At 65.8% G+C, this 13,945-nt stretch carries 9 protein-coding genes; 1 reads left to right on the top strand and 8 read right to left on the bottom strand.

Annotated elements, in window-relative coordinates; translation table 11 throughout:
- Nucleotides 1-209 precede the first annotated feature (209 nt).
- From QOL82_RS09540 to QOL82_RS09530, 3 genes are all read right to left on the bottom strand, one after another.
- Nucleotides 210-1,601, bottom strand: a complete 1,392-nt coding sequence (locus tag QOL82_RS09540; RefSeq protein ID WP_283442018.1) for an 8-oxoguanine deaminase — start codon at nucleotides 1,599-1,601, stop codon at nucleotides 210-212.
- Between the two features lie 45 nt (nucleotides 1,602-1,646).
- Nucleotides 1,647-2,585 (bottom strand): LysR family transcriptional regulator, encoded by a 939-nt coding sequence (locus QOL82_RS09535; protein ID WP_283442017.1) that lies wholly within the window; start codon nucleotides 2,583-2,585, stop codon nucleotides 1,647-1,649.
- 111 nt (nucleotides 2,586-2,696) lie between these two features.
- Nucleotides 2,697-5,393, bottom strand: a complete 2,697-nt coding sequence (locus QOL82_RS09530) for an ankyrin repeat domain-containing protein (protein ID WP_283442016.1) — start codon at nucleotides 5,391-5,393, stop codon at nucleotides 2,697-2,699.
- Between QOL82_RS09530 and QOL82_RS09525 the strand changes: the two genes are divergently transcribed.
- Nucleotides 5,383-5,655: a hypothetical protein gene (locus tag QOL82_RS09525; RefSeq protein ID WP_283442015.1), complete on the top strand. Its 273-nt coding sequence runs from the start codon at nucleotides 5,383-5,385 to the stop codon at nucleotides 5,653-5,655. The two genes, QOL82_RS09530 and QOL82_RS09525, sit on opposite strands and share 11 nt — an antisense overlap.
- A gap of 417 nt (nucleotides 5,656-6,072) precedes the next feature.
- Here the strand turns inward: QOL82_RS09525 and QOL82_RS09520 are convergent, their stop codons facing one another.
- From QOL82_RS09520 to xdhA, 5 genes are all read right to left on the bottom strand, one after another.
- Nucleotides 6,073-7,164 (bottom strand): porin, encoded by a 1,092-nt coding sequence (locus QOL82_RS09520; protein WP_283442014.1) that lies wholly within the window; start codon nucleotides 7,162-7,164, stop codon nucleotides 6,073-6,075.
- A gap of 278 nt (nucleotides 7,165-7,442) precedes the next feature.
- Nucleotides 7,443-8,756: a guanine deaminase gene (gene guaD / locus QOL82_RS09515; RefSeq protein WP_283442013.1), complete on the bottom strand. Its 1,314-nt coding sequence runs from the start codon at nucleotides 8,754-8,756 to the stop codon at nucleotides 7,443-7,445.
- Nucleotides 8,753-9,802, bottom strand: coding sequence for a xanthine dehydrogenase accessory protein XdhC (gene xdhC / locus QOL82_RS09510; RefSeq protein WP_283442012.1), 1,050 nt, complete (start codon nucleotides 9,800-9,802; stop codon nucleotides 8,753-8,755). The genes guaD and xdhC overlap by 4 nt, the downstream gene beginning before the upstream one ends.
- 4 nt (nucleotides 9,803-9,806) lie before the next feature.
- On the bottom strand, nucleotides 9,807-12,179 hold the full coding sequence (xdhB, locus tag QOL82_RS09505) for a xanthine dehydrogenase molybdopterin binding subunit (RefSeq protein ID WP_283442011.1): 2,373 nt from the start codon (nucleotides 12,177-12,179) through the stop codon (nucleotides 9,807-9,809).
- Complete coding sequence (gene xdhA, locus QOL82_RS09500) at nucleotides 12,176-13,666, bottom strand: xanthine dehydrogenase small subunit (protein ID WP_283442010.1); 1,491 nt, start codon at nucleotides 13,664-13,666, stop codon at nucleotides 12,176-12,178. Before xdhA ends, xdhB begins: the two co-directional genes overlap by 4 nt.
- Nucleotides 13,667-13,945: the final 279 nt, after the last annotated feature.

Raw genomic sequence — 13,945 nt, 5'->3', positions numbered from 1 at the left:
GATTTCGTAGGGTGCAATAACCGAAGGGCAGTGCACCATCGGGCGCTTGGGCACCGGCGGGCGTGTGCGATGGCGACGGGTGGTGCAATGCGCTTGCGCTTATTGCACCCTACGATTTCAACGGTTGCCTGCTTTCGACGGGCCACCGTGCACATGTGCGGCCATCCCGATTTCGTAGGTGTAATGACCGAAGGGAATTACACCGTCTTTCAACGGTTGCCTGCCTTTGCCATCAATTCCGCTGCCAGGCGGTTGTGCTGTTCGACCAGCGGCGCGAGCTCAACCGTCGTCAACTGGCCGTCGCGCACCACCACCCGGCCGTGGATGATGCTGCAGTCCACGGTCGACGGCGTGCAGAACACCAGCGCCGCCAGCGGGTCGTGCAGCGCGCCTGCGTAGGCGAGCTGGTCGAGCCGGAACATGACCAGGTCGGCCGACATGCCCGGCGCCAGCGCGCCGATGTCGTCGCGGCCCAGCACTTTCGCGCCGCCCAGCGTGGCCAGTTCCAGCGCCTGCCGCGCGCTCATCGCGTCCGGGCCGAAGCCGACCCGCTGCAGCAGCATGGCCTGGCGCGCCTCGCCCAGCATGTGCGCGCCGTCGTTGGACGCGCTGCCGTCCACGCCCAGGCCCACCGGCACGCCGGCATCAAGCATGCGCCGCACCGGCGCGATGCCGGACGCCAGCCGCATGTTGGAGCATGGGCAATGCGCCACGCCGGTGCCGGTGCGGGCGAACAGCGCGATGCCGGGCTCGTCGAGCTGCACGCAGTGCGCATGCCAGACGTCATGCCCGACCCAGCCGCAGTCCTCCGCGTACTCGGCCGGCGTCATGCCGAATTTTTCCAGGCTATAGGCGACATCCTTGACGTTCTCGGCCAGGTGCGTATGCATCGAGACGCCATGGCGGCGCGCAAGCTGCGCCGACGCCTTCATCAGGTCGCGCGACACCGAAAATGGCGAGCAGGGCGCGACCACGATGCGCAGCATCGAATGCCGGCTGGCGTCATGCCAGGTCCCGATCAGGCGCTCGGTATCCTTCAGGATGGCGTCTTCCTTTTCCACCACCGAGTCCGGCGGCAGGCCGCCGGCGCTCTGGCCCACGCTCATCGAGCCGCGCGCCGCATGGAAGCGCATGCCGATCCGCTGCGCCGCCTCGATGCTGTCGTCCAGCCGGCAGTCGTTCGGATAGATGTACAGGTGGTCGCTGCTGGTCGTGCAGCCCGACAGCATCAGCTCGGCCATCGCGGTCAGCGTCGACACGTGGATCATCTCGGCGGTGAGGCCGGCCCAGATCGGGTACAGCGTCTGCAGCCAGTTGAACAGTTCGCCATCCTGCGCGGCCGGCACCGCCCGCGTCAGGCTCTGGTACATGTGATGATGGGTGTTGACGAGGCCCGGCATGACCAGGCAGCCGCTGGCGTCGATGATTTCATCGGCCTTCTGCGGCAGGTCGCTGCTGGCGCCGACCTGTTCGATCGCATGGCCGCGGATGAAGACCGCGCCGTCGGCGATTTCGCGGCGACCGGCGTCCATGGTGACCAGCAGGCGGGCATTGCGCACCAGCAGGGTCTTGCCGGCGGGAGGCTGAAGGGATGCGGACATGTTCTGGCTCGTAAGGAAAATGGTGTGCAAGGGGGCTACGGCTTCTCAGCGCGGCCCCAGCTCGCGGGCGACCGCGCCGGTCAGGTCGCGCAGCCACTTGTGCTCGCTGGCCTGGTGGACGCGTTCGTGCCAGAGCTGGTAGAAGCGCATCGGCGGAAACTTGATCGGCACGGTGAAGGTTTTCAGCGGCAGGTTCTGTTCGTAGAAGCGCAGGAACTGGCGCCCGGTGGTCAGCACCAGGTCGCTTTGCAGCAGCATGTAGGGCATCTGGCCGAAGTAGGCCGATTCGACCACGACATTGCGGCGCATCTGGTGGCGCTCGAGGAAGGACTCGATCACGCCGTGATAGCCCGGCATCATCTGCGACGGCGCCACGTGCGGCAGCGACAGGTAATCCTCGACCGTCATCGCATCCTCCGCGGTGCGCCGCGCATAGGCGCAGTCGGCCCGCATGCTGCAGGCGATCGGGTCCTGGAACAGCTTGGCCAGGTGCAGGTGCGGCGGCGGCTCGTCCCAGTTGGCGATGACCAGGTCGAGGTCGCCATCGGACAGCAGCCGGATATGGTCGATGTCGCGGCTGATGTTCATGATGACGACCCGGCTCTTCGGCGACTCGCGCCGCACCCGCGCCACCACGTTGGGCAGGAACTGGGTGTCGAGATAATCGGGCGCGGCGATGCGGAAGGTGCGGGCTTCCTCGCGCGCCTCGAACGGCACCTTGTGCACGAACAGCCGCTCGGTCTCGTCGAGGATGCGCTTGGCCGGCTTCAGCAGGCTTTCGCCGTGCTGGGTCGGCACCATGCCGCGCGAGCCGCGCACCAGCAGCGGGTCGCCGGTCAGCTCCCGCAGCTTGCGCAGCGAGGCCGAGATCGACGGCTGCGGCTGGTTAAGCTTCAGCGCCACCCGCGACACGTTCTTTTCCGACAGCAGGAGGTAGAGGATGCGGATCAGGTGGATGTCGACGTGGGCGGGCAGGCGGGACATGGGACGGTATATTCAGGAGGTGATCTGGAATATACCGGAAAGGGCATGCGGGGCGCAAAGGGCGGGATGCCGGTGCATCCGCCATTCCCGCCCGCCGCCGGCATGCCTTTCCTAATTGTCGCGGGGCAGCGGCGCGCCCTTCGCGAGCAGGCCGACGATTTCGTCATGGTTGTTCCGGCCTGCATAGTGGAACGCGGCATGGCCCCGGGCGTCGACCTGGCAAAGGTTTGCCCCCAGCGCGATCAGGCGTTTGATCGCATCGACCTTGCCGCGTTTTGCGGCGCCGATCAGCGCGGTCGTGCCTTGCGAGTCGGCATGGTCGAGATGCGCGCCGCGATCCGCCAGAAGCTGGATAACGTCGGCGTGGCCGCTTTCCGCCGCCAGGATCAGCGCGCTGAGTGCGCCGGGCGGCACGTTCGGCGCCGCGCCGTTGTTGAGCAATTCCTCCACGACGGCCCGGTGACCGTGCCAGGCCGCATGCATCAACGGCGTCGCGCCATGCAGGTCGGGCATGTCCGCCAGCGCGCCGCGCTCGATGAGCAGCGTGACCACGTCGTGCCGCCCGGCGCTTGCCGCGGCGATCAGGGGCGTCTGGCGCTGCTGTCCGCAAGGCGTGTTAATGTCGGATCCTGCGCCGCTGTCCAGCAGGAGGCGAACGACCGTTTCCGGCGTATGGATCACCTGCAGCATGGGGCCGCCCGTGCCATTGCCTGCCGGGCAACGCACCAGCCTGGCAGCCAGCCACAGCGGCGTCACGTGGGTCTCTTCGCTGCCGACGCTGGTCGGAAATGTGCCGTCGACCCTCGCGCCCTGGTCGATCAGGAACCTGAGCGCCGCATACTGGCCATTAAGCGCCGCCTGGCATAGCGCGGTCAGGCCATTGAGGTTTTTTTGCTCGATATTGATCTTGGACGGACTGGCGGGCACGTCGGCACGGCTGCTGGAAGCGAGCGCAAGCGCATCGCCGCCAACAGCGGCAGCCAGCCCCAGCCTGTCCGCATTGCGCGCGTCGGCATCGGGCTGGACCTCGAACAGCTTGCGAAGCAGAATCTCCTGTCCATTCGCGGCTGCCACCATCATCAGCGAATTGCCATCCACGTCGAACTCCCGCGCTTGCACCTTCACCCGGGCGGGCAACAGGTTGGACACGAATGGAATGCTCCTCAACAGGCTGAACGTGCCATTCGCAAATGGAAATACTTCCGGCAATGCGGCGACTTCCTTCCGCAGGTAATCGACTACCGGGGTATGACCGGACGCAGCCGCCTCGTGTAGCGCGGTGCGGCCGTCGTTGTTGACGTGCAGCAGGTTGGCCCCTTCATAATTGAGCGTTCTGACGATCTCCAGAAAACCGCCGCGCGCAGCCTTGATCAGCGGGGTGTCCCCATCCTTGTTCGGGGTGTCGATGCCGAACTTCTTGTCCGGATACGGATGGTCGCAGATTGCGGCCATCACGCTTTGGTTATTGTGCTCGGCTGCAATGATAAAGATCGTATCGCCGCGGTCATCGGTGCAGGTATCCTTCGCGCCGCCGTTTCTCAGCAGGTCCATCATGATGGGTGAGGCATGGGCAGCCGCCCAGAGCAGCGCGGTACGTCCGCCAATGTCCCGTTGGTGCGGATCCGCATGGTTCCTGAGCAGGTACTTGACGGTCAGTTCCTTCCCGTTCAACGCCGCCAGCATCAGTGCCGTGCGTCCCTGCGTGTCGCACTGGCGCTGGAGGATGCTTTTCCATTCGACCGATGGTTGCATTCCCATAAACATGGCCAGCACCTCGTCATGGCCATTGGCAGCCGCCAGGGTGAACGCCGTATGGCCATCGGCCGCCCGGTGATGCGGATCGGCGCCCGCAGCCAGCAATGTCGACACGGCGGATTTGCAGTTTTCGCGGGCGGATCTGGCAAGCTCCCTGCTGCCATTGGCCACGGGAAGGTCAGCGCCGGCTTCCAGGAGCATCCGCACGATCTCCGTTTTCCTGTTCGACGCCGCATAGTGGATGAGCGGTTCATTCCAGGCAGCGGCATTCCAGATGTCCGCCTTGCCATTCATGAGGGCCTTCAGCACGGCAGGCGCATTGGCGTCGATTGCAAGGCTCAGGACCGAATGCCCGAACTTGTCTTTCATGTCCATTGCGGCGCCCGTCTTCAATAACGCGGTCACCATCGCCGGCTGCTTGCTCCTTGCGGCATGCATCAGGGGCGTGCGACCCAGCGAGTCGACGCTGTCGACCGAAGCGCCCGCACATATCAGCGCAAGGGCGATCTGAACCTGGCCCTTGCCGCAGGCATTCGCCAGCAAACCATTCATCGTGCCGGCTTGTTCCCTGGCGCCGGCGCTAAAAATGAAGCTGTCGACTGCGCGTGCATTCGCCAGTGCGGCAAGCAGGCGCACCACGCCTTCCAGGTTGCCATTTTCAGCCGCCCTGACGAGATCCCGGATGTCTACTTCAAGTTCCTGAAACCTGTAGACAGCGGCCATGGCGTCAAAAATGTCGAGGCCCTGGCCCGCTGCGAATGCGTATTCGCCCGGCGCCGCAATTGCCCTTCTTGCCGAAGGCCGGTCGCTTGACTGCCGTTCCTGATCCGGCCGGACGCCGCTGTGCTGAAAGTGGATGAGGCATTCGACAACGGCGCGGCGGCCCCGGCTTGCGGCCAGCAACAATGGCGTGAAACCGGAATGCGTGGCCGCCTGTATCGACGCGCCATGCCCGACCAGCAGCGCTACCACGCGGATGTGGCCGTTTGCCGCGGCGTGGTGGAGCGCGGTGAGGCCATCGGCGTCGGGCGCGTCGAGGTCGATGTCCGCCAAGGGCAGTGCCTGCAGCGCGTCGGCATTGCCTTCCCGTGCCGCATTCATCACTGAATGGAAATTCTGGATCCTGGCGCGACGCTGGTCTGCCGACATCTGGTATGCAGGCGGCCGCGAAGTGGAAGCGGCCGGTCGCTGTCCCGGATCATATCTGACCATGCTCGTGGTGCTTGACGGGCTGGCCCGTCCGGCTGAACTGTTGTCCCGGCTGAAGACGACGGGGCTGGCGAGGCCCGGATGTTTCCTGGAGGACGGCGAATAAGCCGAACCGCTTTCGTCCGGATCCGCTACTTCCTGACCCGGACCGGTGTGGCTGTCCAATTCCTCGAGGTCGACGTCCGTGAAGACATCAGCATGTGCATCGCGTAATTTTTTTGCGCCCATGGGGCTGGACGCGCGCTGGCCGGAAGCGCCCGAAGAATTGTGCATTCTGATTTTCCTTCATTCGTGGTCTGCGGCGCGCCGTTGGTACGGCGCGGGCTAAAAAAGCCGGCGCTTCGTGGCTTTTCCCGGCGTGCAGGTTCCAAGCAGAAAGAATTCGGTCGGTAGGCGTACGAATGACAAACCAGTGCATAAAAAAAGCCCCGCGAGTCCTTCGACTTGCGGGGCTTTTACGATCACGCTGTTCCGTGAACGCACATGTGCGTTCAGCGGCCATCACGCTTGAATCAACGAATCATCAGAAACGGTGGCGGACGCCCAGTGCCAGGCTCTGCTCGTTTTCGAAGCTGGTGACCTTGTCGTTGAGCAGGAACGCATACAGCTCGGTGCGCTTGGACAGGCTGTAGTCGTAGCCCACCGAGTAGGTGGTGCGGCGACGCTCGTCGAAGGAGCCGCTGGTGCGGCGGGTCTGGGCAACCGCGCCCAGGATCTTGCCGGCGCCGCCGGTCGGGATGGACAGGCCCAGGGTGCCGGTCTTGTCGCGCAGGTCGGTGTCATGGCGGGCCTGGTCGTAGGTCGCGAACACCTTGACGACGTTGAAGTCGTAGGCGGCGCCGACCAGCCACAGTTTCTGCTCGGTCGCGGTCAGGTTGGTGGTTGCCGTCACCGGGATCGACTTGACGATGCTTGGGCCGGCTGCGGTGGTGTCGGTCGGGTTGTTGACTTCGACATCATGGTAGGCAACGGTCAGGGACAGCGGGCCGTTGAAGTACAGCACATTGCCGCCGATGTTGTTCTTGCCGCCGCCGCCGACCTGCTCGCCGAGCTGGTAGTAGACGTTGCCGGTCAGGCCGCCGAAGGAAGGCGTGGTGTAGCGGATCGCATTGCTCCAGCCGGTGTCGCCGGCGAAGGTGTTGGTCCAGGCGTTGGTGCTGACCGCATTGTGCAGGACCAGCGGCGAGAAGCTGAACGAGTCGCCGACCGGGTTGAACAGGAACACCGGCAGGGTGACGGGAGAGATGCTGCGGCCCAGGGTCACGGCGCCGAAGTTGCCGGTCAGGCCGACGTTGGCGTCGCGTGCAAAGAAGGTGTCGCCGTTGAAGCGGCCCGACTGGCCGGCATCGCCGCGGAAAAATGCGCCCAGGGTGAAGGTGGCCTTCATGCCGCCGCCCAGATCTTCCGCGCCCTTGAAGCCGAGGTAGGAAGTCGACATGCCGCCGCTGTCCAGCTTGGTGGCGCGGCCGGTGTCGCCGCTGTTCTTCATCGAACCGACGTACACGTCGTAAATGCCTTCGACATTGACGCTGGTCTGCGCGAACGCGGGGCTGGCGAATGCCGCTGCGATTGCCGTGGACATCAGCAGCTTGACGAGGGTGGATTTGGATTGCATGACTTCTCCGGGTGTCTTACAGCAGTTAAAAAATGTGACTTGAAGGTCGCTCGACATGGAATCGAACAGATGCTGTTTAAGCAAATGTGATGCCACATGTTGATGATTGGTATTTTTTCATAGTGGCCGATAATCGTCACATTTTTTCTGTCTCATTTTTGCACCGACAACAGGCACGGTGCGCTGCCTTGTGGTGCAACGCACACAAAGCCAGGATATTTTCCCTGGTGAATCAGTTCATTCGCAGCATGCTGAAACGCAAGAACGCCGGACGCTAGTCAGGCCCTTGATTCAGAGCGGGAATGCAGCAATTTGCCCGCCGAATAGGTCGCAAAAACTGTGCGGTCGTCGCCCAAAAGTGCGAGGGCGAAAAGCAGCTCTTCGAGCGCCTCGAAATGGTTCGTACGCCGCGCGAGCAATGGCGTGCACTGTGGGTCCAATACAACAAAGTCCGCTTCATTGCCCGGCATGAAGCTGCCGACCGTGCCTTCGAGGCCCATGCTGCGGGCGCCGCCCAGCGTGGCGAGGTAAAACATGCGCAGCGCCGGCAGGTAGGTGCCGCCCATGCGGGCAACCTTGTAGATCTCGTTCATCACGCGCAGCATCGAGAACGAGGTGCCGCCGCCGACGTCGGTCGCCAGCGACAGCGACATGCGGGCCCCGTCGGCGGCGGCGAAGTCGAACAGGCCGCTGCCGAGGAACAGGTTGGAGGTCGGGCACAGCGCAGCGGCGGCGCCCGTCCCGACCATGCGGGCGCGGTCGGCGTCGTCGAGGTAGATGCAGTGGCCATACATGGCTCGCTTGCGCAGCAGGCCGTAGCGGTCGTAGACGTCGAGGTAGCTGCGCGCCTCCGGGTACAGCGTCTTGACCCAGGCGATCTCGTCGGTGTTCTCGGCCACATGGCTCTGGATATAGGTGTCCGGGTAGGCCCGCGCCAGCTCGCCGGTCAGGGCCAGCTGCGCCTCGGTCGAGGTCGGCGCGAAGCGCGGCGTCAGCGCGTAGGCCTGCCGGCCCTTGTTGTGCCAGCGCTGTATCAGCGCCTCGCTGTCGCGCGCGCCGCTCTCGGCGGTGTCGGCCAGGTAGGCCGGGCAATTGCGGTCCATCATGACCTTGCCGGCCACCATGCGCACGTTGCGCGCGCTGCTTTCGGTGAAGAAGGCGTCGACCGACTCCGGGTGCACGGTGCAGTAGACCATGGCCGTGGTGGTGCCGTTGCGCGCCAGCTCGTCGAGAAAGAAGCGGGCGACATCGCCGGCATGCTCCGGGTCCTGGAACTTGCGCTCGGTCGGGAAGGTATAGGTTTCCAGCCACGGCAGCAGGCCTGGCGCTGGCGACGCGATCATGTCGCTCTGCGGGTAGTGGATATGGGTGTCGATGAAGCCCGGCATGATCAGCTTGCCGCGCAGGTCGTGCACCGTTGCGCCTTCGGGCAGGCTGGCCGCCAGCTGCGCATGGTCGCCGGCGGCGATGACGCGGCCGTCGTCGACGACCAGCAGGCCATCCTCGTGCCAGTGATAGGCGTCGCCTGCGAAGGCGGGATCGTCATTGAAATGCAGCACGCCGCCGCGGTATGCCTGGACTGAACTGTTCATGCCTGTTGCTTCTTTCTGTGCGTGGCCGTGGCGCCGTTGGTCTGGCCGCCTGTCTGCCGGCTTGCCTGCATGGCCTGCCAGACCTGCAACAGCTGCGCCGCGACCGCGATTGCGATGACCGCCGGCTCCTTGCCGGCGATGTGTTGTATGCCGATCGGGCAGACCATGTCGGCCAGCCGCGAGTCGGGGATGCCGCGCTGCCGCAGCCTGCGTTCGAACTGCACCCGCTTGGTGGCCGAGCCGATCAGGCCGAACCAGCCGACCCGTTCGCGCCGCAGGATGGCTTCGGACAGGGCCTGGTCCAGCGGATGGCTGTGCGTCATGACCAGGTAGCTTGCGTCGTCGGGCGCGGCCGCCACCACCGCTTCCGGCGTGTCGGTGGCCTCGACCCTGACATTGGCCGGCAGGGACGCCGGGAACATGTCCTCGCGCTCGTCTATCCAGGTGATATGGCAGGGCAGCGCCGACATTGCATGGACGATGGCGGCGCCGACATGGCCGGCGCCGAACAGGTAGAGCCGGGCTGCGGGCGGGCGGCAGGCGTCGGCCAGCCAGCGCGCGCCGTGCGCGTCCTGCCACAGGCGGGTGTCGCGCTCATCGTGCTCATCGTGCTCGTCATGCGTAGCGTCCGCGCCGCCTGCCAGCGACGGCGGCGCAGCGCTGTCCAGCGGCAGCTGGCGCAGGACGTCTTCATTGCGCGCCAGGCTGTCCCTGATCGCGGCAAAGTGCGCGTGGCCGTCGGCCTCGACGCGTTCGAATGCGAGGAAGGCGACGCCGCCGCAGCACTGGCCCAGCGTCGGCCCGAGCGGCAGCCTTTGCAGCCTCCGCTGGGCGAGCAGTTCCTGCGCCGGCTGCGCCAGCATCTCGCGGGCGACCGCGGTGGCGACGAATTCGAGATGGCCGCCGCCGATGGTGTCGGCAAGGCGGTCCGCCGTCACCAGCATCTTTGCGCCGGCCTCGCGCGGCACCGAGCCTTCGGCGCGCGCAACCGTCACCAGGATCGCGGGCGAGCGCTGTTCCAGCAGGGCGTTGAGCCAGGCGTGCATGGCTTTAGCCCCCGAACGCGGCGCGCACCGCATCGACCGCATCGAGGATGGCTTCGCCGGTGGCCGGCGCGCGCAGCGCCGGGTTGACCCGGTAGTCCGCCACGCTGGCGACGGCGTCGCGGATCGCGAAGAACACCGAGAACGGCAGCAGCAGCGGCGGCTCGCCGGTGGCCTTGGAGCGGTGGATGCTGTCGGTGACATTGCTGTTCTTGAACAGCTTCATCGAGAACGCTTCCGGGCAGTCGGACACGGCCGGGATCTTGTAGGTCGACGGCGCATGCGTCATCAGCTTGCCGGCGCTGTTCCACCAGAGTTCCTCGGTGGTCAGCCAGCCCATGCCCTGGATGAACGCGCCCTCGACCTGGCCGATGTCGATCGCCGGGTTCAGCGAATTGCCGGCGTCGTACAGGCCGTCGGCCTGCAGCAGCTTCCATTCGCCGGTCAGCGTGTCGACCAGCACCTCGGCCACGGCCGCGCCATACGCATAGTAGGAGAACGGGTGGCCGGTCATGGTCTTGCTGTCCCAGTGCAGGTCGGGCGTCGCATAGAAGCCGTCCGACCACAGCTGCACCCGCGCCAGGTAGGCCTGCGCGACGATCTCGACGAAGGGATGGACCTCGCCGTTCACATGCACGCGGTCGCCGGCGAAGCGCACGTCTTCCGGCGCGCCGCCGTAGCGGGTGCTGGCATACAGCGCCAGCCGCTCGCGCACCTGGCGCGCCGCGTTCTGCGCGGCCTTGCCGTTGAGGTCGGCGCCGGTCGACGCCGCCGTGGCCGAGGTGTTGGCGATCTTGCTGGTGTCGGTGGCGGTGGCGCGCACGCGGTCGAGCGAAACCCCGAGTTCATGCGCGACCACCTGCATCACCTTGGTGTTCAAGCCCTGGCCCATCTCGGTGCCGCCGTGGTTGACCAGCACCGAGCCGTCGACATAGACATGGACCAGCGCGCCGGCCTGGTTCAGGTGGCTGACGTTGAAGGCAATGCCGAACTTGACCGGCGTGATGGCGATGCCTTTCTTCAGCACCGGGCTGGCGGCGTTGAACGCGCGGGTCGCCTGGCGCCGTTCGCGGTAGGCGCTGCTGCTCTCCAGCTCGGCCACCAGTTCGTGGATCACGTTGTCCTCGACCTTCTGGCCGTAGGGTGTGACGTTGCGGCCCTCGGCGTCGTTGCGGCCATAGAAGTTGGCCTTGCGGATGTCGAGCGGGTCGCGCCCGAGTTCGCGGGCGATGTCGTCGATCAGGTACTCGATGGCGATCGCGCCCTGCGGGCCGCCGAAGCCGCGGAAGGCGGTATTGGACTGGGTGTTGGTCTTGCCGCACAGCGCGCGGATATCGACGTCGGACAGGTAATAGGCATTGTCGAAATGGCAGACCGCGCGGGTCGCGACCGGGCCGGACAGGTCGGCCGAATAGCCGGCGCGGCTGACCATCTCGATCTTCGCGCCGAGGATGCGGCCGTCGTCGTCGTAGCCGAGTTCGTATTCGTAGAAGAAGCAGTGGCGCTTGCCGGTGACGATCATGTCGTCGTCGCGGTCGGCGCGCAGCTTGACCGGGCGCTTCAGCCGCGCCGCGGCGATGGCCGCCGCCGCCGCCCACAGCGCCGACTGCGACTCCTTGCCGCCGAAGCCGCCGCCCATGCGCCGGCATTCGACCCGCACCTGGTGCGACGACCAGCCCAGCGCATGCGCGACGACATGCAGCATCTCGGACGGATGCTGGGTCGAGCACTGCACCAGCATGCCGCGGTCTTCCTGCGGGATCGCGTACGCGACCTGGCCTTCGAGGTAGAACTGTTCCTGGCCGCCGACGTTCAGCGTGCCACGCAGCACATGCGGCGCCGCGGCCAGCGCAGCCTGCGCGTCGCCGCGCCTGAGCTGCATCGGCGGCAGCACGAAGGACTGGGCGTCGCGCGCGGCTTCCGGCGTCAGGATGGCCGGCAGTTCTTCGTAGTCGACCTGCGCGGCGCGCACCGCGCGGCGGGCATTGTCATGGCTGTCGGCCACCACCATGAACAGCGGCTGGCCGACGTACTGGACCAGGCCGTCGGCGAGGATCGGGTCGTCGTGAATGATGGGGCCGCAGTCGTTGAGGCCGGGAATGTCCTTTGCGGTCAGCACCGCGACCACGCCCGGCGCGCTGCGCACGCGGTCGAGGTCCATGGCGCGCACGTTGGCATGCGCCTTCTGCGACAAACCCAGCGCCGCGTGCAGCGTGCCCTGCAGTTCGGGCAGGTCGTCGGTGTAGTTGGCCTCGCCGCTGACATGCAGCACGGCCGACTCATGCGGGCTCGGCTTGCCGACCGCGGCCCAGTCTGGCGATGCGTTCAGGTCCACGCTTTTGTCCGGGTCGGCGAGAAAGGATTCGGTCTGAATATTCATGCTTGTGTCTCCGTTTGCAGGGCGGCGTAGGCATTGACGTCGGCATTGGCCAGCGGCGCCTGGGTCCGCGTTTCGAGCCAGAAGCGGCGCAGCAGGTTTTTCGCGGTGCGCATCCGGTAGCTGGCCGAGGCCCGCATGTCCGACAGCGGCGCGTAATCCTGTTCCATCGCGGTAATGGCCGCCTCCAACGTGGCTTCATCCCAGACCTGGCCGCGCAGCGTCCCTTCGGCCGACAGCGCACGCGCCGGCGTCGCCGCCATGCCGCCGAAGGCGATGCGCACGTCTGCCACGCGTTCGCCGTCCAGCGTCAGCGCAAAGGCTGCACAGACCGCGGAGATATCCTGGTCGAAGCGCTTGGAAAGCTTGTAGGTACGGAACTGCACTTCCGGGCGGGGCAGCGGAACGCGTACCGCGGCCACCACTTCACCCGGCTGCAGGTCCTTCTTCTGGTAACCGAGATAGAACTGGTCCAGCGGCAGCGTGCGCTGGCCGGTGATGGACTGCAGCACGACTTCGGCGCCGAGCGCGATCAGCCATGGCATCGAGTCGCCGATCGGCGAGCCGTTGGCAACATTGCCGCCCAGCGTGCCGGCATTGCGGATCGGCAGCGAGGCGAAGCGCTGGCGCATTTCATTCAGTTGCGGGTAATGGCCGCAGATCGCCGCATAGGCGGTTTCCAGCGTGACGCCGGCGCCGATCTCCAGCATGCCATCCTTTTCCGCCACCTGCTGCAGATCGGCGACCTGGCCGAGGTAGATGATGTGCTTCAGCTCGCGCAGCTGCTTGGTGACCCACAGGCCGACGTCGGTGGAGCCGGCCAGCAACGTTGCGTCGGGAAATTCCGCGCGCAGTTCGGCCAGCTGCGCCAGCGTGCTCGGCGCGTCGAAGCGGCGGCCGTCGAATTCATAATGAAGCGGCGCATCCCGGCGCAACGTACGCAACGCATCCGTCACCGGTTCACGCGCCATCGTCACCGGCGGCAGCTCGGTCATCCGCTGCGCGGCCTCGATGATGGGACGGTAGCCGGTGCAGCGGCACAGGTTGCCCGACAGCGTGTCGTCGATCTCCTTGCGGCACGGCGCGCCCTGCTGGCCGCTGTCCTCGCGCTTCAGGTACAGGCCCCACAGCGACATCACGAAGCCGGGCGTGCAGAAACCGCATTGCGAGCCGTGGCATTCGACCATTGCCTGCTGCACCGGGTGCAACGCATCGTCCGGCTGCTTCAGGTCTTCCACCGTGAACAGCGCGCGGCCGTCGAGCGTGGGCAGGAACTGGATGCAGGAATTCACGGCCTTCAGCGACAGCGTGTCGTCCTGCAGTTCGCCGATGACGACGGTGCAGGCGCCGCAGTCGCCCTCGGCGCAGCCTTCCTTGGTGCCCGTGCAGTGCAGGTCTTCACGCAGGTGCTGCAGCACGGTGCGGGTAGGGGAGGCGTCGGTGACGGAATGGACCGCGCCGCGGTAGTGGAATCGGATGGGTTGTGACATGGTCGCCGGAAGTAATTTTTATGTGGACAGGGTAGCACTGGCTTGGAGCACGGATATATCCCTGGATGAATGTGCGATATACGGCCTGACTTATCCAGAAATAGAGAGAGAGTGCGGTGAACAGGAAGCGTAAGCAATTTGCGGGCCGGTATGGCTGGATTTCCTGCACGCCGGCATCCGTCCTGGCAGCGCCATAATCCGTTGCTGCTGGGCCATCGACCGGCTGTGCCCCGACGCGGATGTTGCCGCGCGATTGCCGGAGTCACCAATGCCTGTCAT

Source organism: Noviherbaspirillum suwonense, assembly GCF_900182955.1.
Lineage (GTDB): Bacteria > Pseudomonadota > Gammaproteobacteria > Burkholderiales > Burkholderiaceae_D > Noviherbaspirillum_A > Noviherbaspirillum_A suwonense.
This window is presented reverse-complemented; position numbering and strand designations above follow the sequence as displayed.

Bases quoted from the DNA above. Each gene is read 5' to 3' on its own strand.
- QOL82_RS09540 (WP_283442018.1), bottom strand. From the start codon at position 1,601: ATGTCCGCATCCCTTCAGCCTCCCGCCGGCAAGACCCTGCTGGTGCGC.
- QOL82_RS09535 (WP_283442017.1), bottom strand. From the start codon at position 2,585: ATGTCCCGCCTGCCCGCCCACGTCGACATCCACCTGATCCGCATCCTC.
- QOL82_RS09525 (WP_283442015.1), top strand. From the start codon at position 5,383: ATGTCCGCCAAGGGCAGTGCCTGCAGCGCGTCGGCATTGCCTTCCCGT.
- QOL82_RS09520 (WP_283442014.1), bottom strand. From the start codon at position 7,164: ATGCAATCCAAATCCACCCTCGTCAAGCTGCTGATGTCCACGGCAATC.
- guaD (WP_283442013.1), bottom strand. From the start codon at position 8,756: ATGAACAGTTCAGTCCAGGCATACCGCGGCGGCGTGCTGCATTTCAAT.
- xdhC (WP_283442012.1), bottom strand. From the start codon at position 9,802: ATGCACGCCTGGCTCAACGCCCTGCTGGAACAGCGCTCGCCCGCGATC.
- xdhB (WP_283442011.1), bottom strand. From the start codon at position 12,179: ATGAATATTCAGACCGAATCCTTTCTCGCCGACCCGGACAAAAGCGTG.
- xdhA (WP_283442010.1), bottom strand. From the start codon at position 13,666: ATGTCACAACCCATCCGATTCCACTACCGCGGCGCGGTCCATTCCGTC.